This window comes from Aestuariivirga sp., from assembly GCF_965227715.1.
GTDB lineage: Bacteria > Pseudomonadota > Alphaproteobacteria > Rhizobiales > Aestuariivirgaceae > Aestuariivirga.
Window position 1 is genome coordinate 2324269 of record NZ_OZ245771.1, and the last position, 22358, is coordinate 2346626.

25 protein-coding genes and 1 tRNA gene are annotated in these 22358 nt (G+C 63.3%); 9 read left to right on the top strand and 17 right to left on the bottom strand.

All coding sequences use genetic code 11. The features are described from left to right. Positions 1 to 54 precede the first annotated feature (54 nt). The 7 genes from ACO06F_RS10945 to aroA all read right to left on the bottom strand — a co-directional run bounded on the left by ACO06F_RS10945 (position 55) and on the right by aroA (position 6801). Entirely contained in the window at positions 55 to 978 is a 924-nt protein-coding gene (locus tag ACO06F_RS10945; protein WP_421692793.1) for an ornithine cyclodeaminase family protein, read from the bottom strand. Continuing rightward, a complete protein-coding gene (locus ACO06F_RS10950) occupies positions 975 to 1319 on the bottom strand; it encodes a DUF1049 domain-containing protein (RefSeq protein WP_421692794.1) in 345 nt (114 codons plus the stop codon). The genes ACO06F_RS10945 and ACO06F_RS10950 overlap by 4 nt, the downstream gene beginning before the upstream one ends. A gap of 36 nt (positions 1320 to 1355) precedes the next feature. Then, on the bottom strand, positions 1356 to 1652 hold the full coding sequence (locus tag ACO06F_RS10955; RefSeq protein ID WP_421692795.1) for an integration host factor subunit beta: 297 nt from the start codon (positions 1650 to 1652) through the stop codon (positions 1356 to 1358). 13 nt (positions 1653 to 1665) lie between these two features. Then, positions 1666 to 2733 carry a signal peptide peptidase SppA gene (gene sppA, locus ACO06F_RS10960; protein ID WP_421692796.1) on the bottom strand — a complete coding sequence of 356 codons (1068 nt, stop codon included), beginning with the start codon at positions 2731 to 2733 and terminating at the stop codon, positions 1666 to 1668. 83 nt (positions 2734 to 2816) lie between these two features. Beyond that, a complete protein-coding gene (rpsA, locus tag ACO06F_RS10965) occupies positions 2817 to 4529 on the bottom strand; it encodes a 30S ribosomal protein S1 (RefSeq protein WP_421692797.1) in 1713 nt (570 codons plus the stop codon). 323 nt (positions 4530 to 4852) lie between these two features. Continuing rightward, positions 4853 to 5467, bottom strand: coding sequence for a (d)CMP kinase (gene cmk, locus ACO06F_RS10970; protein WP_421692798.1), 615 nt, complete (start codon positions 5465 to 5467; stop codon positions 4853 to 4855). After that, positions 5464 to 6801, bottom strand: a complete 1338-nt coding sequence (aroA, locus tag ACO06F_RS10975) for a 3-phosphoshikimate 1-carboxyvinyltransferase (RefSeq protein ID WP_421692799.1) — start codon at positions 6799 to 6801, stop codon at positions 5464 to 5466. The genes cmk and aroA overlap by 4 nt, the downstream gene beginning before the upstream one ends. A gap of 81 nt (positions 6802 to 6882) precedes the next feature. On the opposite strand from aroA, the gene ACO06F_RS10980 reads away from it, so the two are divergent. The 9 genes from ACO06F_RS10980 to ACO06F_RS11020 all read left to right on the top strand — a co-directional run bounded on the left by ACO06F_RS10980 (position 6883) and on the right by ACO06F_RS11020 (position 15150). Next, entirely contained in the window at positions 6883 to 7347 is a 465-nt protein-coding gene (locus ACO06F_RS10980; protein WP_421692800.1) for a TIGR02300 family protein, read from the top strand. Positions 7348 to 7431: 84 nt separating this feature from the next. Next, positions 7432 to 7507, top strand: a tRNA-Ala gene (locus tag ACO06F_RS10985). A 351-nt stretch (positions 7508 to 7858) separates the two neighbouring features. Continuing rightward, positions 7859 to 8758, top strand: a complete 900-nt coding sequence (locus ACO06F_RS10990; RefSeq protein WP_421692801.1) for a proline iminopeptidase-family hydrolase — start codon at positions 7859 to 7861, stop codon at positions 8756 to 8758. A 31-nt stretch (positions 8759 to 8789) separates the two neighbouring features. Further along, complete coding sequence (locus ACO06F_RS10995) at positions 8790 to 10451, top strand: ABC transporter substrate-binding protein (RefSeq protein ID WP_421692802.1); 1662 nt, start codon at positions 8790 to 8792, stop codon at positions 10449 to 10451. 6 nt (positions 10452 to 10457) lie between these two features. Next, positions 10458 to 11480 carry an ABC transporter permease gene (locus ACO06F_RS11000; protein WP_421692803.1) on the top strand — a complete coding sequence of 341 codons (1023 nt, stop codon included), beginning with the start codon at positions 10458 to 10460 and terminating at the stop codon, positions 11478 to 11480. After that, the gene (locus tag ACO06F_RS11005) at positions 11480 to 12451 is read left to right on the top strand and encodes an ABC transporter permease (protein ID WP_421692804.1); all 972 of its coding nucleotides are present in this window, start codon (positions 11480 to 11482) and stop codon (positions 12449 to 12451) included. Before ACO06F_RS11000 ends, ACO06F_RS11005 begins: the two co-directional genes overlap by 1 nt. Beyond that, positions 12448 to 13401 carry an ABC transporter ATP-binding protein gene (locus tag ACO06F_RS11010; protein WP_421696662.1) on the top strand — a complete coding sequence of 318 codons (954 nt, stop codon included), beginning with the start codon at positions 12448 to 12450 and terminating at the stop codon, positions 13399 to 13401. Before ACO06F_RS11005 ends, ACO06F_RS11010 begins: the two co-directional genes overlap by 4 nt. Beyond that, positions 13398 to 14378 carry an ABC transporter ATP-binding protein gene (locus ACO06F_RS11015; RefSeq protein WP_421692805.1) on the top strand — a complete coding sequence of 327 codons (981 nt, stop codon included), beginning with the start codon at positions 13398 to 13400 and terminating at the stop codon, positions 14376 to 14378. Before ACO06F_RS11010 ends, ACO06F_RS11015 begins: the two co-directional genes overlap by 4 nt. Before the next feature lie 13 nt (positions 14379 to 14391). Then, on the top strand, positions 14392 to 15150 hold the full coding sequence (locus ACO06F_RS11020) for an SDR family NAD(P)-dependent oxidoreductase (protein WP_421692806.1): 759 nt from the start codon (positions 14392 to 14394) through the stop codon (positions 15148 to 15150). A gap of 3 nt (positions 15151 to 15153) precedes the next feature. Here the strand turns inward: ACO06F_RS11020 and ACO06F_RS11025 are convergent, their stop codons facing one another. The 10 genes from ACO06F_RS11025 to ACO06F_RS11070 form a co-directional block, all read right to left on the bottom strand. Beyond that, complete coding sequence (locus ACO06F_RS11025) at positions 15154 to 15546, bottom strand: hypothetical protein (protein WP_421692807.1); 393 nt, start codon at positions 15544 to 15546, stop codon at positions 15154 to 15156. Between the two features lie 2 nt (positions 15547 to 15548). Beyond that, a complete protein-coding gene (locus ACO06F_RS11030) occupies positions 15549 to 16064 on the bottom strand; it encodes a chemotaxis protein CheD (protein WP_421696663.1) in 516 nt (171 codons plus the stop codon). Between the two features lie 7 nt (positions 16065 to 16071). Beyond that, positions 16072 to 16461 carry a response regulator gene (locus ACO06F_RS11035; protein ID WP_421692808.1) on the bottom strand — a complete coding sequence of 130 codons (390 nt, stop codon included), beginning with the start codon at positions 16459 to 16461 and terminating at the stop codon, positions 16072 to 16074. A gap of 11 nt (positions 16462 to 16472) precedes the next feature. Further along, complete coding sequence (locus ACO06F_RS11040) at positions 16473 to 17498, bottom strand: protein-glutamate methylesterase/protein-glutamine glutaminase (RefSeq protein WP_421692809.1); 1026 nt, start codon at positions 17496 to 17498, stop codon at positions 16473 to 16475. Then, positions 17495 to 18385: a CheR family methyltransferase gene (locus tag ACO06F_RS11045; protein ID WP_421692810.1), complete on the bottom strand. Its 891-nt coding sequence runs from the start codon at positions 18383 to 18385 to the stop codon at positions 17495 to 17497. Before ACO06F_RS11045 ends, ACO06F_RS11040 begins: the two co-directional genes overlap by 4 nt. Further along, positions 18382 to 18849 carry a chemotaxis protein CheW gene (locus tag ACO06F_RS11050; RefSeq protein ID WP_421692811.1) on the bottom strand — a complete coding sequence of 156 codons (468 nt, stop codon included), beginning with the start codon at positions 18847 to 18849 and terminating at the stop codon, positions 18382 to 18384. The genes ACO06F_RS11045 and ACO06F_RS11050 overlap by 4 nt, the downstream gene beginning before the upstream one ends. Before the next feature lie 6 nt (positions 18850 to 18855). Next, entirely contained in the window at positions 18856 to 20985 is a 2130-nt protein-coding gene (locus ACO06F_RS11055) for a chemotaxis protein CheA (RefSeq protein WP_421692812.1), read from the bottom strand. 14 nt (positions 20986 to 20999) lie between these two features. Further along, entirely contained in the window at positions 21000 to 21365 is a 366-nt protein-coding gene (locus ACO06F_RS11060) for a response regulator (protein ID WP_421692813.1), read from the bottom strand. Beyond that, positions 21362 to 21658 carry an STAS domain-containing protein gene (locus ACO06F_RS11065; protein WP_421692814.1) on the bottom strand — a complete coding sequence of 99 codons (297 nt, stop codon included), beginning with the start codon at positions 21656 to 21658 and terminating at the stop codon, positions 21362 to 21364. Before ACO06F_RS11065 ends, ACO06F_RS11060 begins: the two co-directional genes overlap by 4 nt. 160 nt (positions 21659 to 21818) lie before the next feature. After that, entirely contained in the window at positions 21819 to 22352 is a 534-nt protein-coding gene (locus ACO06F_RS11070; protein WP_421692815.1) for a hemerythrin domain-containing protein, read from the bottom strand. Positions 22353 to 22358: the final 6 nt, after the last annotated feature.

Genomic DNA, 22358 nt, shown 5'->3' on the forward strand with positions numbered 1-22358 from the left:
TCACCGGCAAAGCGGGACCCCAGCCTGCGCTGGGGTGACGGCAGAAGGGGGTGCTCAGCGGGCCTTTTGATACAGCATGATGGCCGTGGCAAGGTCTTCAATAGCGGTCCCGGCGGACTTGAACAGGGTGATTTCGTCTTCCGACGCGCGGCCGGCCACCGTGCCACGGCACAAATCGAAGAGATCGCCCTTGAGATCGGCGAAATCGAACTTGCCTTCGTCCCGGGCCTGCAACAGGTCGCCTGCTTCCGCGAGCGCACCTTCGCGGGTGTCGACGTAGATGGAGGCGCGGGCCACCACATCCCCATCGGTTTCGCGCATGCTGGGCTTGAAAGCTCCCGCCAGGTCCACATGGGTGCCGGGCCTGAGCCAGGCCCCTTTGACGATGGGCGCGGTCGAGGTCGTCACGCAGCTCACAATGTCCGACTGGCGCACGGCATGCTCGAGGTCGGTCACGGAATGCGCCTCGAAGCCATGCTGTGCCATATCCGCCGCCAGCGCTTCCGATTTCGCGATCGAGCGGTTGAACACGAAGACGCGGCTGATGGGCCGCACCGCAGCATGGGCATGGACGAAATGGGGGCCAAGCGCCCCCGCCCCCACCAGCGTCATGGTTTGGGAGTCAGCACGCGCCAGATAGTCGGCCGCCAAGGCGGAGGCCGCGGCCGTGCGGCGGCGGGTGATTTCGCCGCCATCCATGAGGGCGACGGTTGCACCCGTCTTCTGGTCGATCAACAGGTAATTGGCCTGGATGGTGGGCAGGCCCTGGGCAGCATTGTCGGATTTGAACACGACCGTCTTGAGACCGGCCCAGTCCCTGGACCAGGCGGGCATCAACAGCAGGGTGGAGACGGCGGTGATATCATGGTGGTGGCGCACCGGCGTTTCGATTTCGGCGCGGAAGCCCGCGCGCAGGGCTTCCACAATGTCGCCATAGCGGCCGAGCCGGGCGACGTCCTCCGCGCTCAGAATCTTCAAAGGCTTGTTTCCGAATGGACGGCGGGAAGCGACTGGTGCAATTCGCGCTTTTCGCGCTCATGGGCCTGCTGGGCGCGGATCAGCTCGATCTTGGCCTGGCGGGTCGCCCGGCGATAACGCGCATTGCCGCGCCAGGCCACATACCAGCCGGCGAAGATGCCGAGGAGAATGCCGCAGAACAGCAGCGCCCAAAGGGGCATGGTAATGGTGGCGAAAGGCTGGGCCCGGTTCAGCGGATCGAACGAAACCGTAACCCATTCGCGGTTGGCCACCGCAAAGCCGATGGCGAGAATGGCAATGGGCAGGCCCACCACCCAGTTGAAGATGCGTTTCAGCGTCATGGCGGCTCTTTTACGCCGTCACGCGGCGGGGCACAATCAACCCTTGGCGTCCGGCCCGTCATTCAGGCGCTCGCGCAGTTCCTTGCCGGTCTTGAAGAAGGGCACGCGCTTGGCCACCACCTCGACCGATTCACCGGTGCGCGGGTTGCGGCCGGTGCGGGCGTTGCGCGCCTTGGCGGAAAATGCGCCGAAGCCGCGGAGTTCCACGCGGTCCCCGTCCTTCAGCGCATTGATGATCTCATCGAGCACCGTGTTCACGATGCGCTCAATGTCCCGGTGATAGAGGTGCGGGTTCTTTTCGGCGATCTTCTGGACGAGCTCTGACTTGATCATGGCGCTTCCTTCATTACTGGGCAGGGTGCCAAAGCACGAGAAGCCCGTCAAGCTGCGCGCGCTCAGCTGCCGACTGGAGACCCTGGAGGCCCAAGGACTTGAGCACGATATCGGCCGCGGTGAAGCCGAGCCAGGAAGAGTCGCTCTCGGATTTGGGCTTCCAGTCCACAATGGGAAGCTCGGCCGCGAGTTTCCGGTCGGTTTCGAGCCAGGCCACGGCATTCCCCTCATCGCCCACCTCGTCGATGAGCTTTTCCGCCACGGCCTGGCGCCCGGAATAGACGCGGCCATCGGACAGGATGTCGACCCGGTCCATCGGCAGCTTGCGGCGCTCCGCCACCAGGCCCTTGAACCAGACGAAACCGTCATTCACCAGCGACATGGTGGCAACACGGGCCTTGTCCGAGATGGGCTTGTAGGGCGAAGGCTCAGCCTTCAAATCCCCTGATTTCAGCTCCTCCATGGTCACACCCAGCGTGTTCAGCAGGCGCGAGAATTCCGGCATGGAGAAGATGACGCCGATCGAGCCCGTAATGGTGTTGCCCCTGGCCACGATCCGGTCTGCCGCGAGCGCCGTGATGTAGCCGCCCGAGGCCGCCACCGTGTCCATCACTGCGACGACGGGCTTCTTCGCCGAGACCTTGCGTAGCGCGTCATACACCGCTTCCGAGCCCGCCGTCGTGCCGCCGGGGCTGTCGATCCGCACGATCACGGCCTTCACCTTGTCCTCGTCCTCGACCTTCTTGATCAGGTCCAGCGTTTTCTGGTCGCCGGTGATCAGGCCGTCGATCCTGATCCGCGCGATCTGGTCCTCGAAACTCCGGTTCCAGGTGAGGGCCACCACAGCGCCAATCGCGATCAGCACCGCCAGAATGCGCCAGAAAGTAACGCGGCGCTTCAGCCGCCGACGGTCGACGATGAGTTCGGCTTCGGAAATCATGCGGGGCTCCAGGACAAGCAATATCGTTGGGAACCATATAGGGTGTCTCGGGCTCCGATGGAAACGTTCCGTTCGAGCCGCCAGACCACACCATTCCCATTGCCCGGGCTCGAGCCGGGCATCCTCTTTCCTTGTCCACAAAAAAAGATCGCCGGGTCGAGCCCGGCGAAGGTGAGGTCTTTCGAATATGTAAAACGGCCGGGTTTCCCCGGCCGTTCGCAGTCTTACTCGTTGTCGTCGGTCTTCTGCTTCTTGAGGGCAGCGCCGAGAATGTCACCCAGCGAGGCGCCCGAGTCGGAGGAGCCGTAGGTTGCCACGGCTTCCTTCTCTTCGGCGATCTCGAGGGCCTTGATCGAGACGTTCATCTTGCGGGCCTTCTGGTCGAAGATGGTGACCTTGGCGTCGAACTTCTCGCCCACCGCGAAGCGCTCGGGGCGCTGCTCGGCACGGTCGCGCGCGAGGTCCGCACGCTTCACGTAAGCCGTCATGTCGGTGCCGGCGACCTTCACTTCGAGGCCGTTCTCTTCGACCTTGAGGACTTCGCAGGTCACCGTGTCACCCTTCTTGATGCCGGCGGCAGAGGCCAGCGGGTCGGAACCCAGCTGCTTGATGCCGAGCGAGATACGCTCCTTCTCACGGTCCACATCGAGGACGCGCGCCTTGACGCGGTCGCCCTTCTTGAAGTCCTTGATGGCTTCTTCGCCCGCCCGCTTCCAGTCGATGTCGGAGAGATGGACCATGCCGTCCACATCGCCGTCGAGCCCGATGAACAGGCCGAATTCGGTGATGTTCTTGATCTCGCCTTCAACGTCGGTGCCGGTGGGGAACTTGTCCGCAAAGGCTTCCCACGGGTTCTTCTGGGTCTGCTTGAGGCCCAGCGAAATGCGGCGCTTGGCCGAGTCGATGTCGAGCACCTGCACTTCGACCGCTTCGGAGGTCGAGAGGATCTTGCCGGGGTGCACGTTCTTCTTGGTCCAGCTCATTTCGGAGACGTGGATCAGGCCTTCGATGCCATCTTCCAGTTCCACGAACGCGCCGTAATCGGTGATGTTGGTGACCTTGCCCTTGACGCGGGCGCCGATCGGGTAACGCTCGGTCACGACTTCCCACGGATCCTTGTCCAGCTGCTTCATGCCGAGCGAGATACGCTGCGTCTCGGGGTTGATGCGGATGATCTGGACCTTCACCGTCTGGCCGACGTGGAGCACGTCGGAGGGGTGGTTCACACGCTTCCACGCAATATCGGTGACGTGGAGCAGGCCATCGATGCCGCCCAGATCGACGAATGCGCCGTAATCCGTGATGTTCTTGACCACGCCCTCGACCACCTGGCCTTCGGCGAGGTTCTGGACGAGTTCGGAGCGCTGCTCGGCGCGGGTCTCTTCCATGATGGCGCGGCGCGACACCACGATGTTGCCGCGGCGGCGGTCCATCTTCAAAATCTGGAACGGCTGGTTGACGTTCATCAAGGGGCCCACGTCACGGATCGGGCGGACATCCACCTGAGAGCCGGGAAGGAAGGCGACAGCGCCGCCCAGGTCAACCGTGAAGCCACCTTTGACGCGGCCGAAGATCACGCCTTCAACGCGTTCATTCTTGTTGGCCATCTGCTCGAGACGGGTCCAGGCTTCCTCGCGGCGCGCCTTGTCACGCGAGAGAACGGCCTCGCCCATCGCATTCTCGATACGCTCGAGATAGACTTCGACGGTGTCGCCCACCTTGACTTCGGAGGTCTTGCCCGGCTGGGCGAATTCCTTGACCGCGATCTTGCCTTCGGTCTTGAGGCCGACGTCGATGATCGCAAAGTCGTTTTCAATCGAAACGATGCGGCCCTTGACGACGCTGCCTTCAGTGGCGGGATTGTCGGAATAGCTCTCGGCGAGGAGCGATTCGAAGTCTTCACGGGTGGGGGTGAGCGAGACGGCGGATTTCGCCATGTGGTATCATATCCTGTTCGAAATCGAGGCTGGCCCGGCGGCAAACCCGCTAGGACGTCCTTGCCAGTCCCCCGGTTTCTGAAATGGGGTCCAGGCAGGCAAACTCGACCTGACGTTCCAAACCCCGATGAGACCCCGCCCAGGCAGGCGGCAAACCGTCTCCGAAGTCCTGAAACAATGTGGGGTGCACGAGCGCACCCCGGTTCACGTCCGTGCCCGCCCGAAGGCCGCACGTCCTGCAACGGGGCGGCATATAAGTGAAAACGGGCGATGGGGCAAGGGCTGCGCCATGAACATCTGATGGAGGGAGGCCGAGATGCAGGTCAGTGAACCCAACGCGCCTCGGCGGCCCTGATTGCAGCCAGCACGGCGGCCTCGATATCCATCTCGGACGTATCTAGCACCACTGCATCCTTGGCCGCTACCAGCGGCGCCGTGGCGCGTTTGGAGTCGCGGTCGTCCCTGGCGCGGATGTCGGCCAGGACGGACTCGTAATCGCTGGAGCCCAGCTCCATCTGGCGGCGCCTGGCGCGGACTTCCGGGCTGGCGGTGATGAAGAGTTTGGCCTGGGCTTCAGGGCAGACGACCGTACCGATGTCGCGGCCGTCGAGGACGGCACCCGGTTCTTTCCGGGCGAAGGCGCGCTGGAAGTCCAGGAGGGCGGTGCGGACCTCCGGGATGGCGGCGGCGATAGAGGCGGCGGAACCGACCTGCTCGTTGCGGAGCTCTTCATCGCTGTAGGCCAGCGGGTTCAGGCTTGCCGCAGCGGCGACGGCGGCTCGAGCCGAGATGGGCTCTCCGCCTGCGCGCAAGGCAGAGAGGCCCACCATGCGGTAGAGGGAGCCCGTATCGAGGAAGTGAAATCCGAAATGCTTGGCCAGGGCCCGGGCGATGGTGCCCTTGCCGGCGGCAGCGGGGCCATCGACCGCGATAATCATGAGATTTTGGCGCCCATGCCGTTCATGAGGCCGGTGAAATCCGGAAAGCTGGTTGCGATGAAGCGGCTGTCATCCACCTTGGTGGGCGCGGCGGAGGCGAGGCCCATGATCAGGAAGGACATGGCGATGCGGTGGTCCATGTGGGTGACGACGGTGCCGCCGCCAGGCGCCGTGCCGCCATCGACCTCCAGCCAATCCCGGCCGGAGCGAGTCGATACGCCATTGGCGTGGAGGCCGGCTTCGACAGCGGCAAGGCGGTCGCTTTCCTTGACCCGCAGCTCTTCGAGGCCTTCCATGCGGGTCGTGCCCTCCGCGAAGGAGGCGGCGGCCGAGAGGACGGGGTATTCATCGATCATCGAAGGGGCGCGGCCTGCCGGAACGGTGATGCCCTTGAGTTTCGAGGACTTGACGTGAAGGTCACCCACCTCTTCTCCCCCGGCCAGGCGGCGGTTCTCGATCACGATACTCCCGCCCATTTCGATGAGGGTCTCGATCAACCCCGTGCGGGTGGGGTTCAGCATGATGTTCTCGATCACGATGTCAGACCCAGGCGTGATCAGGGCCGCCACCATGAGGAAGGCGGCGGAAGACGGATCCCCCGGCACGTCCAGCGCCTGGGCTTTCAGCTCATGTTGGCCTTCGACGGTGATGTGGCGGCCGTCGGGCTTCACTTCCACCGTGATCTGGGCGCCGAATCCCTTCAGCATGCGTTCCGTATGGTCACGCGTGGGGGTGGGTTCGATTACCGTGGTCTTGCCCGGCGCGTTGAGGCCCGCCAGCAGCACGGCGGATTTGACCTGGGCGGAGGCGACGGGAAGCGTGTAGGTGACGGGCACCGGGTTCCTGGCGCCATGGAGCATGAGCGGCAGGCGGTTACCCTCCGCCGTTTCGAATGTGGTGCCGAATTGCGAGAGCGGAACGGTGACGCGGCCCATGGGTCGCTTCGAGAGCGAGGCATCGCCCACGCAGGTGGCGGTTAAGGGCGTCGTCGCCATCAACCCCATGGCGAGCCTGACGCCGGTGCCGGAATTGCCGAAATCCAGCGGGCCTTGGGGCGAGCGGAGCCCGGCCACGCCCACGCCCTGAACCCGCCACACCCCATCCGCCCCGCGCCTGGCGTCCGCCCCCAGCGCCGTCATCGCCTTTGCCGTGTTGACCACGTCCTCGGCCTCCAGAAGGCCCTTGATGGTGGTCTCGCCCACCGCAATCGCCCCGAACATCAGGGCACGGTGGGACATGGACTTGTCCCCCGGCACGCGGACGCGGCCCTTGAGGGCCTCTGCCCGGCGCGAGGTGAGGGGAAGGGGTTCGGCGGTGCTGGCATGGCTGGTCATGGGCCGCTCCGATACACGATGATCGGGGCGGGTTCCAGCCCTCCCCCGCCGCAGCTTTTGACATTGGGCTTGAGAAGTGCCATGGAGCGCGCCAATCAATTCATTCATTTTCTGCCGTCGAAAGGATCAACCGTGGTCAAGGCTGAACTCGGAACCAAGCGGACGTGCCCGTCCTGTGCCGCCCGCTTCTACGACCTTCTGAAGAACCCCATCGTCTGCCCCAAGTGCGGAGCGAATTTCGTGGCCGCCTCCGTGCTGCCCTCCAAGGGCGACATGCCGGCCATGCCGCCCGCGCCCAAGCCGCGCGAGGTCGTCGCTGACGACGTCGAAGTGGCGGATGTCGAGCTGGTGAGCCTCGAGGACGCGGAGGCGCCCGACGTGGTGGATGACGACGAGACCGCAGGCATCGAAGACGTGGACCTCGGCGAAGAGGCCGACGCGGACGAAGCCGAGGACGATACCTTCCTGGTCGAAGAGGAAGAGGAGGGCGGCGACATGTCCGGCCTGCTCGATACCGGCGGCAAGGAAGAAGACGAAGAGAGCTGAAAATAGTTCTTGCGTGCAGGCGGCGGCGGAACTAGGTTCCGCCCCGCTTCGCCACCCCCAAGTGGCGAATTCGTTGGTTTTCAAGGGGTCATAGCTCAGTTGGGAGAGCGCTTGAATGGCATTCAAGAGGTCGGCGGTTCGATTCCGCCTGGCTCCACCAACCACCCTCGATTACTTAGCACAAACTTAGCTGCGCGCGGCCGGAGCTCCGGTTCGCGTCCATGCCGCACCCACGACCTGCAGCATCTGGTTGGGCCGGTTTTCCTCTCTATAGGAAAAGATTGACTAGCAGCGCGCGCTGTGCTAAGCCTTTTCAGGTATCGGGGGATCTGTGCCCGATGCCCGCTCTTTGCACAGTTTGCACAGTGGCTGACCAGCAAACCCTTTATCCCTTGTGATCCACGCCGCGCCGCCTTGCGAATTACGCAACGGTCGCACGTTGTGTTGCGATCCCTGGTTGCTAGTCTTCCTGTGGCACGATAGCGTTTGAGACAGTTTGGGGAGAAGCACCGTGACCGCGTTGAAGCAAACCGAGGGCCGCGCCAAATTTGGCGATTATGAAACCTGGTATCGCGTGACGGGCGAACTGGGCGGGGACAAGCCCCCGATCTTCATCCTCCATGGCGGGCCCGGGGCTGCGCATAATTATGCCGACAGCTACAAGCTGCTGAGCCGCACCGGCCGCGCCGTGATCCATTATGACCAGCTGGGCTGCGGGCTTTCAACCCATCTGCCCGATCAGGCGAAGAGCTTCTGGACGCCGCAGCTGTTCGTGGACGAGCTGGAAAATCTCGTCGATCACCTGGGCCAGCGCGGCGCCTTCCATGTGCTCGGCCAATCCTGGGGCGGCATGCTGGCGGCGGAATATGGCACTAGGCGCCCCAAGGGGCTCAAATCCCTGGTGATCGCCAATTCGCCGGCTTCGATGGAGCTCTGGGTGTCCGAGGCGATGCGCCAGCGCTCGGAGATGCCGCAGGACATTCAGGACGCGCTGAACCGGCATGAGAAGGCTGGAACCTATTCAGACCCCGAATATCAGAAGGCGACCAACTGGGTTTACGAGCGCCATGTCTGCCGCGTCGTGCCCTTCCCGCCGGAGGTGAAGGCGAGTTTTGACCAGATCGGGCAGGACCCCACGGTTTATTACACGATGAACGGACCCAATGAGTTTTTCGTGACCGGCACGCTGAAGAACTGGAACATCATCCCCGAGCTTCACAAGATCGATGTTCCCACGCTGATCATTTCCGGCCGCCATGACGAGGCGACGCCTGCCTGCGTTCAGCCTTATGCCGACAACATCAAGGGCTCCCGCTGGGTGATTTTCGAAGAGTCCAGCCACATGCCGCATGTGGAGGAGAAGGAATTGTGCATGACGGTGGTGGGGGATTTCCTCGCCACCAGCGACTGAGAACGACACAAGAAAACAGGGAGTATACGCGATGAGGAAACTGATTCTGGCGGGGGCAACCGCGCTCGCCATGGCTTTTGCGGCGCTGACGCCGGCACAGGCCGAATACAAGCCCGAGCACCGCGGCGGCACGCTGCGGATGGTGGCGCGCTCCGCCGCGGGCACGCTGGACCCGCACATCAATTACACGCTGCAATACTGGCAGATATACCAGGGCCTGTATGACGGGCTCCTCGCCTTCAAGAAGGCGCCTGGTGCCGAAGGCTTTACCAAGGTGCCCGACATTGCGGAAGAGATTCCGCAGCCCACCAATGACGGCAAAACCTATGTGTTCAAGATCCGCAAGGGCATCAAGTTCTCCGACGGGCGTGACCTGACGGTGAAGGATGTGGTGGCCTCCTTCCAGCGCATCTTCAAGGTTTCCAGCCCGACTGCGGGCGGCTTCTATTCGGTGCTGGTGGGCGCTGACAAGTGCCTGGCCGAAGCCAAGAGCTGCACGCTGGACGGTGGCGTTGTGGGCGATGAGGCGGCAGGCACCGTCACCATCAATCTGGTGAGGCCGGACGCTGAGTTCATGGACAAGCTGGCCCTGCCGCATGCGGCAATCCTGCCGGCGGATGCGCCTGCCGAAGACGCGGGCTCCAACCCCATCCCCGGCACCGGCGCCTATTACGTCTCAGCCTATGACCCGAACAAGGGCATGACCATGGCCCGCAACCCGCACTTCAAGCAGTGGAGCGAGGACGCGCAGCCCGAGGGCTACCCCGATGTGATCCAGTATGACTTCGGCCTGACCGACGAGGCGGAAGTGAATGCGGTGATGAATGGCGAGGCCGACTGGATGTATGACCAGCCGCCGACTGACCGGCTTGGCGAAATCGGCACCAAATATAAGGATCAGGTCTATATCAATACGCTGACGGCGTGGTGGTATGCGCCGATGAACACGCGCATTGCGCCTTTCAACAATGAGAAGGCCCGGCAGGCGGTGAATTATGCGATTGACCGGAAAACGCTGGTCAATCTGTTCGGCGGGCCGGTGCTGGGCTCACCCGTGTGCCAGGTTCTGCCGCCGGGATTCCCTGGGCATGTTGACTATTGCCCCTACACGAAGGATCCGGGTGCGAAGTGGTCTGCTCCCGACATGGAGAAGGCCAAGCAGCTGATCGAGGAATCCGGCACCAAGGGCCAGAAGGTAACCTTGATCGTCGAGGACAACGCCGTTTCCAAGGGCATCGGCGTTTACCTGCAGAGCGTGCTGAAGGAGCTGGGCTATGATGCGGAGGTGAAGCCGATCTCCCCCAATATCCAGTTCACCTATATCCAGAACACCAATAACAAGGTGCAGATGTCGGTTTCGCAGTGGTACCAGGATTATCCTGCGGCCTCCGACTTCCTCTACATCCTGTTTGGCTGCGAGAGCTTCAAGGAAGGCTCCGACAGCTCGATCAACATTTCGGGCTTCTGCGACGAGACGATCAACAACAAGATGAAGGAAGCGATGGCACTCGGTGTGACAGACCCCGATGGCGCCAACAAGATGTGGGCCGAGATCGACAAGATGGTGACGGACAAGGCACCGATGGCTGCCCTGTTTACGCCGAAGCACATCGACTTCGTGTCCAAGCGGGTTGGAAATTTCCAGTTCAACTCGCAGTTCTACTGGATGGTTTCACAGTCCTGGGTTCAGTGATCCCAATTGTCAGCCGTCTCTGACAGCATCCTCACAGCTCCGAAGAGCCGTGGCCCCTGGGCCACGGCTCTCAACCGCCTGTTCCGTGACCGCGCTGCGGTGGCGGCACTCATCGTCTTCCTTCTGATCGTCATCGTCTGCCTGCTGGCGCCGGCCTATGCGGCCTGGGCCAATACGGACCCCTTCACCTCATCTCTCGATGCCATCATCAAGCTGAACGGGCAGGACGTGCCGGTGATGGAGCAATCAACCGAGGGGCTGGGACTGGGCTACACGCCGCTGGGGCCCACCTGGCAATTGGGCAATTACTTCCTGGGCGCCGACAACCAGGGCCGGGACGTGATGGCGCGGCTTCTCTATGGCGGGCTCAATTCCCTGTTCATCGCCGGCATGGCCACCGTGCTGACGCTGTTTTTCGCCACGCTGCTGGGGCTGGCGGCTGGATTCTTCGGCGGCATCACCGATATGGTGATCTCGCGCTTTCTCGATGTGCTGTGGGCCTTTCCGGTTTACCTGCTGGCGATTTCGCTCTCCATCGTGCTGATTGCGCAAGGGCTGAACCTCGGCATCATCGTGATCGAATCCGGCTCTCTGTGGCTTCCCATCTTCATCATCGGCATCGTCTATGTGCCGTATGTGGCGAGGCCCATCAGGGGCCAGGTGCTGGCGTTGCGGGAGAGCGAATTCGTGCTGGCGGCCATCGGCCTCGGCGTTCCCAGCCACCGCATCCTGTTCAAGGATATCTTCCCCAATATCTCAACCACGCTCATCGTGTTCGTGCCGATCATGATGGCGCTCAACATGATTACCGAGAGCGCGCTCTCCTTCCTGTCAATCGGTGTGCAGCCGCCGGATGCGAGCTGGGGCACCATCATCCAGGACGGGCAGAACCTGCTTTACACCAGGCCCATGGTGGCGCTGGCGCCGGGCATTGCCATCGTCATCACCGTGCTGGCGCTGAACGTACTTGGCGATGGCCTGCGGGACGCGCTGGACCCGCGCGCCAAGATCAGGATCGGGCGCAGCTGATGATTCTTCCGCTGGTGAAGCGCTTGGGGCAGATGGCGTTCGTGATGTTCGGCATCAGCATGATGGTGTTCCTGATCTTCTTCGCAACGCCTGGTGCCGACCCCGCGGCGCGCATTGCCGGGCGCAATGCGAGCCCTGAAATTCTGGAGGCGGTGCGCAAGAGCTTCGGCTTCGACCAGCCCTTCTATGTGCAGTATCTGACCATGATGAAGAAGATCTTCATCACCGGGGATTTGACCTCCTTCGTCAACCGCGGCTGGAAGGTGGTGCCCGCGGTGATGGACACGGTGCCGGTGACGCTCTCCCTCGTGATGGGGGCGGCCGTGCTGTGGATCGTCTTTGCACTGATCATCGGCATTGTGGCGGCCGCCACCCGCGGCTCCTGGCTCGACAAGACGCTGATGGTGCTGGGTCTCATCGGGATTTCCATGCCGGTCTATTGGCTGGGGGAGGTGATGAACCTCATCACCCAGAGCCGCTATCATGACAGCTGGCTGTTCTCCTGGGTGCCGCCACTGGGCTACAAGAATTTTTCCGATGATCCAAAAGGCTGGTTTCTGACGCTGGTGATCCCGTGGATCACGCTGTCGATCCTCTATATCGGACTTTATGGCCGGGTGCTGCGGGCGGCCATCATCGAGTCGCTGCAGGAGGATTATATCCGCACCGCGCGGGCCAAGGGGCTGACCGAAACGCGGATCCTGCTGCGCCATGCGCTGCGCACGTCACTCGTGGCTTTCGTCACGCTGTTCGGGCTGGATTTCGGCGCGCTGGTTGGCGGCTCCGCCCTGCTCACGGAGGTGGTGTTCGGGCTGCAGGGCGTGGGCAAGCTCACCTATGACGCGCTGCTCAACCTCGATCTTCCGGTGATCATGACGACGGTTCTCTATGCCTCCTTCTTCGTGGTGATGGCCAATGCGGTGGTCGACATTCTTTACATGATGCTCGACCCGCGCGTGAGGGCGGCCTGATGCTGAGCGTGCGCGACCTCAATGTCAGCTTCCGCACCGAGCAGGGCATGGTGCGCGCCGTGGACGGCGTGTCCTTCGATGTGGGCGAAGGCGAGCTTCTGGGCGTGGTGGGGGAATCGGGTTCCGGCAAGACGGTTTCGCTTCTCGCGGTGATGGGCCTCATCACCGACCCCAATGCGGTGATCACCGGTTCCATCCAATATCGCGGGCGCGAGCTCATTGGCCTCAAGCCGCGCGAGATGCGGGCGCTCAGGGGCAAGGAGATCGCCATGATCTTCCAGGACCCGATGACGGCGCTGACGCCCGTCTACACCATCGGCTGGCAGATTGCCGAACAGATCCATGCGCATGAGAAGATCTCGAAATCCGCCGCCTGGGACCGTGCGCTGGCGCTTTTGGCGGAGGTCAACATTCCGAAGCCCGAGGAAGCCGCACATCGCTACCCGCACCAGCTTTCGGGCGGCATGCGGCAGCGGGTGGTGATTGCCATGGCGCTTTCCTGCAACCCGGCCCTTCTGGTGGCGGATGAGCCGACGACGGCGCTGGACGTGACGGTTCAGGCGCAGATTCTGGAGCTGTTGCGGAAGCTCAGGCAAAATCATGGCAGTGCGATTGTGTTCATCACCCATGACATGGGAGTGATGGCCGAAATTGCCGACCGCATGCTGGTGATGTATGCCGGCCGCGTGGTGGAGCGCGGGCGCAAGGCCGATCTGTTCGAGGCGCCGCTGCACCCCTATACCCGGGCGCTGCTCGATTCGATTCCGCCGCTGACGGGCGTGAAGCCGCGGCGGCTGACGGCCATTCCTGGTTCCCCGCCCAATCTTTTAAGCCGGCCTGCCGGTTGCGCCTTCGGACCGCGCTGTGCACTGCGCTTCGAGCCCTGCGGAGCGCAGCCGGAACTGGGAGCGGGACCCCATGCCGCCGCCTGCTTCAGGGTTTCCGCATGACAGCACCCCTTCTTGAAGTGACCGATGTGGCCAAGCGCTTTGCCCTGGGAAGCCGCTTCTCCCGCCAGGGCAAGCGCATGGTACATGCACTGGATGGCGTGTCCTTCACGGTGATGCCGGGGGAAACGCTGGGCCTTGTGGGCGAGTCCGGCTGCGGCAAGTCCACCCTCGGGCGTTGCGTGACGAGACTCTACGATCTCACATCGGGCACGCTGCGCTTTGCGGGGACTGACATTTCCACACTTTCGCAACGCCAGATGCGGCCCCTACGGCGGCGCATTCAGATGGTGTTCCAGGACCCCTATGCTTCGCTGAACCCCAGGCGGCGGGTGAAGGACTTAATCGCCGAGCCTTTGCGGGTGCACAGCAAGCTCTCCGAGGCGGAGACCACCAAGCGCGTGGCGGAGCTTCTCGAGATCGTGGGGCTGAAGCCGGACCACGCCCTGCGCTTTCCGCATGAGTTTTCGGGTGGGCAGCGCCAGCGCATCGGCATTGCCCGCGCCATTGCGCTGAACCCGGAGCTGATCGTGCTGGATGAGCCGGTCTCGGCACTCGATGTTTCCGTGCAGGCGCAGATCGTCAATCTGCTGGCCGACCTGCAGGAGCAATTCAACCTCACCTATATTTTCATTGCGCATGATCTGAGCGTGGTGCGGCAGGTGTCGACCCGAATTGCCGTGATGTATCTGGGCTCAATTGTGGAGATGGGCCAGGCGGATGACATCTTCTCCAGGCCTTCGCACCCCTATACGCAGGCGCTGATTTCCGCCGTGCCGGTGCCGCACCTTGCAAGCGGGGCGGCGCGGAAGCGCATCGTGCTGACGGGGGACGTGCCAAGCCCGGTAAACCCGCCGTCCGGCTGCCGCTTCCACACGCGTTGCCCGATTGCGCAGGAGCGCTGCCGCGTTGAGCGGCCGGCCCTGGCGCCCAACGGCCCGCAACGCAGCGTGGCGTGCCATTTTCCCCTGGAAAATTGAGTGAGGAGGCAGAATGGCGGCGCTCTACAGTGACCTGAAAGACAAGGTTGTGCTGGTGACGGGAGGCGGATCCGGCATTGGGGCTGCCATCGTCAGAGGCTTTGCGGCGCAGGGCTGCAAGGTGAGCTTCATCGACATCGCGCGGGAGCCATCGGAGGCCCTAGTGGCGGAGCTCAGCGCCCAGGGCCACGTGGTCCGTTTCCACCACACGGATCTCAAGGACATCGGAGCGCTGCGGGGGGCGGTGGCGGCGACAGCGGCGGAGCTGGGGCCGGTGAACATCCTCATCAACAATGCCGCCAATGACGAGCGCCATGCCACGGCAGAGGTGACGCCCGAATATTGGGATGACCGGATTGCCGTCAACCTCAAACACCAGTTCTTCGCCGCTCAGGCGGTGCTGCCGGAGATGCAGAAGGCGATGGCGGGCGTCATCATCAATTTCGGCTCCATCTCCTGGATGATCGGCCAGGGCGGCATGGCGGCCTATACGGCATGCAAATCGGCCGTGCTGGGCCTCACCCGCTCTCTCGCGCGCGACTATGGTGCCTATAATATCCGCGTGAACGCCATCGCACCGGGCTGGATTCTGACGGAGCGCCAGATCACCAATTGGCTGACCCCTGAGGCCTTGAAGGAACTGGAGCTGCGCCAATGCCTGAAGCGCAAGCTGGCGCCCGAGGACGTGGCGAAGTTCACGGTGTTCCTTGCCTCCGAAGAGGCCGCTGCCTGCACCAACCAGCACTATGTGGTGGATGGCGGCTGGATCTGACGACTAACCGTCGGAGAAGAGCTCATAGCTTTCCGCCTGGACGTGTGCGGCGGTTCCCGCACCGCGGGCCAGGCGCTGGGCGAGGCTTGCGAGCGTGATGCCTGCGATGGTGCCCCGGCCATCAACGGTCCAGCCGGGCGAAGACAGCCCGGCCGCATTGGAGGCGAAGAGGGAGAGGGCCCGGAGCGTCTGGTTCAGGATGTCCAGAAGCTGCAGGTTCTGGATGCTGCGGGCATCGAGCACGCCGGCATGGCGTTCGATCATGTCATCAACCGTTGCCTCCATGTCGGCAGCCATCAGCTGCAGGGCGCCGAGCTCATTGGAGAGCTGCCCCAGCAGCACCGGCATGGACAGCGGGTTGACGTCGGTGAGAGGCAGGCGCTGAGCAGGCATCATCGTCAAAACAACTCCAGATCGCCGCCATCGGCGGGTGTTGGGGTGTGAAGAGCGCGCGGCTCTTCGGTGGTGCGCACCAGCTTCTGCCGGGCGCGGCCGGTGACCGGCCAGAATTCAATGCGACGCCCGGTCTCACCGCCGAGGCTGCCACCCACGATGGGAATGCCTTCGCGCTTCAGAAACTCCTGGGCGAAGCGCGCATTGGCGGCGCCATAATCACCGAGACCCCGCATGGTGCGGGCGCCGCCGAAGAGCCGTGCCTCCAGCCGGTGGCGCGAGGCGCCGCTCTTGAGCAGCCCGTTGATGAGAAGTTCCATCAGATAGACGCCGTGGCGGTTGACGGCGGCGGAGCTATCCTCGCCCGGCAGCAGGAAATGATTCATGCCGCCCACCTGTGCGGCGGGATCGTTTATGCAGGCCGCAACGCAGGACCCGAGCAGCGTGGTGATCGAGAGATCCGCCTCACTGCTCACGTGATACTCGCCCTGCACGATGTTGATGCGCCGGTACTGGTTCATGAGCGGCTCAGACAAGCTTTCCAACCACCGCCTCAATAGCGGCCTTGAGATTTGCCGCCGCGAAAGGCTTGGCGACGAAATTGTTGAGGCCGTATTTCTTGCCCTCCTCGATCATGGCGCGGTCTCCCTTGCCGGTGACGAGAATGAAGCAGCACTGGCGCGTGGGACCGAATTCGCGCAGGGCCTTCAACAGCTGCAGGCCGTTGAGCTTCGGCATGTTCATGTCCGAAAACACGATGTGGCAGGGGGCCGCCATCATGGTCTGCAGGGCCTGCTCGCCATCGGCGGCGAGGACGATGTTCTTGATGCCGATCTCATTGAGCCCTTCAACGAGCAGCATGCGGCTCACCGAGGTATCGTCGACCACCATCACCTTCAGGTGCTGTATGAATGGCATGGTATTCTCCGCTATGATCTTGCCGTTGCCTCGATGACCGCATGTCCGATGCGGGCCAACGAATATTGGTGTTCGGCCGCACCCAACTCGACCGCAGCACGGGGCATGCCGTAGACGACGGAGCTTGCCTCATCCTGCGCAAAGGTGCGGGCACCGGCGCGGCGCATCTCGAGCAGGCCCTGGGCACCATCGCGCCCCATGCCGGTGAGTAGTGCGCCCACGGCCCGGGGGCCCGTCGCACGCGCCACCGACGAAAACAGGCGGTCAACCGAGGGGCAATGGCCGTTAACGAGTTCACCCGGTTTCAACACGCAGGTGAGCGTGCTGCGCCCGGCGACCTCGAGATGCACTTCGCCACCGGGGGCGAGATAGACGACGCCGGTTTTCAACGGCGCGCCATTGGTTGCCTCTTCGACATGGGGGGCGCACATCCTGTCCAGGCGGACGGCGAGGTTCTTCGTGAAGACCGGTGGCATGTGCTGCGTGATGACGGTGGGCGGGCAATTGGCCGGGAATTTGGTGAGCACGGCAATCAACGCTTCGACACCGCCCGTGGATGAGCCGATGGCGATGATCTTGCCGTCCGGCTGGTAGCTGGTGCCGACGCGGGGGCTGTGGTCGGCTGCCTCCACAGACGGGGGGCGGCGCTTGACCCTCGCGGCGACTTTCACCTTTGCCGGCAGATCCTCGAAGCTTCGGGGATTTTCGGCGGTGGGTTTCACCACGCAGTCAATCGCACCCAGGGCCAATGCGGCAACAGCCGTTTCGGTACCAACCGCCGTCAATGTCGAGACCATGACGACCGGCATGGGCCTGAGGCGCATGACCTTCTCCAGGAAGGAGAGGCCGTCCATTTCCGGCATCTCGACATCGAGCGTCATCACGTCCGGGCTCAGCTGCTTGATCAGGTCGCGCGCCTCGATTGCGGATTTGGCCGCACCCGCCACTTCGATGCCAGGATCTGCCTCCAGCGCACGCGTGACGAGCTGGCGCATGGTGGAGCTGTCATCGACGACGAGAACCCTGATCTTGCTCATGGGGCACCTCCACCGGACTTCCGGAATGTCGTGGTGCCCTCGACGCGGAAATGCACTTCGGCCGGCCCCACCAGCCGCTCCGAATGGCCGAGAAAGAGAAGGCCGCCGGGGCGCAGCAGCGTCGACATTCTGTTGAGCAGTCTCATCTGTGTCTTCTCGTCAAAATAGATCACGGTGTTGCGGCAGAAGATGACATCGAACGGGCCCTTCATCGGCCAGGCGCCGATCAGATTGAGCTGGCGGAAGCTGACGAGGGCGCGCGGCGCCTCATCCAGCCGCATGGCGCCGTCGCCAGCGGGCTCCATCCAGCTGCGCCGCAGGTCTGCGGGAACGCTGGCGACCTCTTCCGCGGTGTAGACGGCCTTGCGCGCCGTCTCGAGCACGATGGGGTTGATGTCGCTCGCCAGGATGCGGACATCATAGGCGCGTGCATCGGGCAGCACGGACAGGAGGGTGAGTGCGATCGAATAGGGCTCCTGCCCGCTGGAGCAGCCTGCGGACCAGATGCGGATGCGGCGGCCGGACTTGATCTCCTTGGCCAGGGGCTCGAAGAGCCTATCGCGCAGATGCTCGAAATGATGCGGCTCCCGGAAGAAGCGGGTGACATTGGTGGTGAGTGCGGCGATCATCTGGCCGCGCTCTTCGGCTCCATCTTCGGAGCCGACCAGCGCGCAGTAGTCCCGGAAGCTTTCCAGCCCCAGCGCACGCAGCCGTTTCGCCAAGCGCGAATAGACGAGGTTGGCCTTGGAAGCGGGCAAATGAATGCCCGCATCCTCGTAGAGCGCGGAGGTGATGAAGGCGAAATCCGTCTTGTCGAAGCCGAATTCGCCCGCCGCGATCGGCTGTGGCTTGGCTTGAGCCACAGAGGCCGCAGCTGGCGATTTCATGCGGCCTCCAGCTCCATGGCGGGAAGGACATGATCAAGCGTTACGACCGAGATCATCCGGCCATCCATGGCGATGACGCCACGCACGAACATGCGGGCAAGCGTTGAGGCGACATCGGGCGTTGGCTGAATGCTCTTGTCCTCGACGGAGAGTATATCGGAGACGGAATCGACCAGGAGGCCCGCCGCGCGGTCTCCCACCTGGGCCACGATGATGACATGGCGGGCCGTTGGCTCCGTGCCGGGGAGGCCGAGCCTGACCCCTAAGTCGACGATGGGCAGCACCACGCCGCGCAGATTGATGACGCCGCGGATGTAGGAGGGGGCGCGCGGAATTGCGGTGACAGGCGTCCAGCCGCGGATTTCGCGCACCGACATGATGTTGATGCAGAATTCGAGGCCTCCGGCGCGGAAGGCGACGAATTCAGCTTCTCGGGCAAGATCATAGGGTGACTTGTCTGTCATGGCTCTTTAGCTCGCTCTTGCAAAGTTGATATCAGCCGGGGCTCTGTCCTGATGGCGCAGCCCCACCAGCGCATCGACATCGAGGATCATCGCGACCCGGCCATCGCCAAGGATGGTGGCAGCGGCAATACCGTCCACGCGCTTGTAGTTGGTCTCGAGACTCTTGATGACGACCTGGCGCTGATCCTGGATGTTGTCCACGAGGAGCGCGCTGCGGCTGCCATTGGCCGTCTCAATGAGAATTGCAACGCCCGGCCTGACCTGCGTGGTGGGCGGCCTGACGCCAAGTTCGGCACCGACGTCGATCAGAGGCACCAGCACATCGCGCACCCGGAGGACGAAAGAGTAATCACCCACATGATGGATGCGGGAGGATTCGTGCTTCACCGTCTCGACGATGGCGGTGAGCGGAATGACGAAGGTCTGCTCATCGACGCTGACCACGATGCCATCTAGCACGGCAAGTGTGAGGGGGAGGCTCAAGGTGAAGGTCGAGCCCTGGCCTGGCAGCGAGGTGATGGAGATGCGGCCACCAAGTGCCTGGATCGAACGCTTGACGACATCCATGCCGACACCGCGGCCCGAGATGTTGGAGACGGACTGTGCGGTTGAGAAGCCCGGCAGGAAGAGGAGGCCGTCGATTTCGCTGTCGCTCAGCAGGGCATCGGCTGCGACGAGGCCGTTGGCAATTGCCTTCTGCAGCACCTTCGGGCGGTTGATGCCCTGGCCGTCGTCACTCACCTCGATGATGACGCGGCCCGAGCGGTGGGCGGCGGCCAAGCGGACGGTGCCTTCCGGGGGCTTGCCCGCGGCAATGCGCTTTTCGGGGCTTTCGAGCCCGTGGTCCACTGCATTGCGGATCATGTGGGTCAATGGGTCTGCCAGCAGTTCGACCACGGTCTTGTCAACTTCGGTCGCCTCGCCGTCGGTGCGCAGGCGCACGTCCTTGCCCGTGGCGTCCGCCACTTCGCGCACGATACGCGACATGCGCTGGAACAGGGGCCGCACCGGCTGGGCGCGGATTGCCATGACGCTTTCCTGAATTTCGCGGGTAAGCCGCTCAAGCTCTTCAAGGCTGCTGGTCACCTCACGGTCACGCACGTGGCTGGAATGCAGCACGCGCTGGGTGAGCATGGCCTGGTTGATGACCAGCTCTCCGACGAGATTGATGAGCCGGTCGACCCGCTCAAGGTCGACGCGGATCGTGGGAAGGACGGCGGTCTTTCCGTTGGCCTTGCTTGAGGCGGCCTCGCCAGCATCCACGGGCGCCGCAACCGGCTTGGGCGTGGCAGCGGCAGCGGCGACGATGGCAGGCGCCTCTTCCCGGACCTTCTTGAGAATGGCGGTGATGTCCATCTCGGGGGGAGCATCGGCGGCGGCGGGGGCAGGATCCGCCTGGGCTTCGATCGCGAGATCGCAGTCGCCTTCGACGAAATCGAAGATCTCCTTCACCGCGGCAAGCGCACTTTCGGTTTCCAGCGTGAGGTGCCAGGAGAGATAGCTGTCTTCCGGGTCGATCGTGTCCAGGAAGGGGAGGTTTTTGATGTCACACTGGCAGGTGAGGGTGCCGAGGCGTGCGAGCTCCCGGAACAGGGCCAGCGGATCATTGGCTTTGGAGAACAGCTCGCGCAGCGGACGGAAGCGGATGGTGAAGCGGTTGAGCGCGGGCTGGGGTGCTGCCGGTGCGGCATCGAAGCTCGTAATGATAGGCTGGAAATCGAGACCGCCCAAATCATCATCCTCTTGCGCGGCCGTGCCGATGAGCGCATCGAACTCCGCGGCGAGTGCATCATAGGGGGCGCGGTCCTTGATGGCATTGTCCCGGCTGGCGGAGACGAGATCGGCCAGCGCATCGGCCGCGCGGAGGAACAGCTTCATCGCCTCCGAGTCCGGCACGTAGACATTGCCGCGCACCTTATCGAGCGCGGTTTCGAACACGTGCGCGAAGCTTACCAGTGCATCGAGCTTGAAGGCGCCTGCACCGCCCTTGATCGAATGCACGGCGCGGAACACCGCATTGACCGTCTCGGGATCGGTGTCGCCTTCCTGCATGGCAAGGAGGCCGTTCTCCAGTGCGGTCAGCTGCTCATCACACTCCTGAAAGAATGTGAGGCGGATTTCGGCCATCGGATCCATGAGGCGTGCTCCCGTCAGGCCGCGACGCGGCGGATGGCTGCGATGAGTTTCGCCGGATCGAAGGGCTTGACGATCCAGCCCGTGGCTCCGGCGCGGCGGGCGCGCATCTTCTTGTCGTCATCGCTTTCGGTGGTCAGCACCAGGATGGGCAGGGCGCGGTATTTCTGGTCCTGGCGCACGGCCTCGATGAAGCCGAAGCCATCCATGCGGGGCATGTTGATATCGGTGATGACCACTTGCGGCGTCTCCTGGCGAAGTACGTCCAGCCCGTGGAGGCCATCCTCGGCCTGGACCACGCGGAAGCCAGCATCGACCAGTGCCATGCGCAGCATGTCACGCATGGTGCGGGAATCATCGACGGTGAGAATGGTAACGCTCATGAGGGGTTTCCTTCGCCCTGGAGAAAGTCTGGTGGGAAGCCGAGGAGTTTCGCCGCCTCGAGCAGCGTGGGAGATGCCGAGGCGACGTGAAAGTCATGCCCGTCCGACCGCCAGGTCACCCAGGCGGATAGAAGCGTCTGGAGGGCGATGGTGGAGACACGCGAGACGTCCCCCGCCTCCATCACCACCGCGGTGTTCCGCGCCTTCCGGAGATCGGCGAGGAGTTCATCTATGGCTGCAAGGTCAAGCGAAGGCGGGAGCCGCAGCTCAGTCATGCCGTTTGACTCGGTCATGAATTGCGCAGCCCCGCCAGAGAACTGGCCGGCAGTGCTGCGATAATCGGCGCACAGGTCATCGTTGCGAAGGTCCCTCCTCGGATGGTGGAGGGCACGCTATGCAGGAAGGGTTGTGCCAGGCTGGAGGTGCGGTGGCGCCAAGAAGGTTAGCGAAGCCTTAGCTTGCCTGGCGGCGGTATTCGTTCAGGCGGGCCTGCAGGGCTTCCAGATCTTCCGGCGTGAGGCGCAGACGGGCCATGGGCATGACCAGCGTGCTTTCCCATTGCACATGCCGGCGGTAGCGCTCGAAGAAGCCGCGCAGCATGTACCCCAGCATCTCCGGATTGGCGGGGCGGCCGCCCTGCCCGAGCGTCTCCAGCGCTTCGGCAATTTCCGACGCAAAGTCATTGTCGGCGGCGTGTTCCGAGGTAAGCCGGTCGAGAATCTCCTCCAACCCGTCTTCGGGCCTGGCCCGCTTGCGGAGCAGCGGAAACAGGGCCTCTTCCTCATCATGGTGGTGGAGCGGCAGATCATATTGCAGGCAGGAGGCGACCTGGCCGCAGAGGCGGCGGTCCACTTCGTCCGGCAGGCCATCGGCGATGCGTTCCATCGCGTCACACATCTGCACCTGCAGCGCGTGGGCACTGGAAATCATGTCCAGCGGGTTGCGAGCAAGCGGGCTCAGCTTCTCACTGCCAGCATCTTCAGACATGTCGGG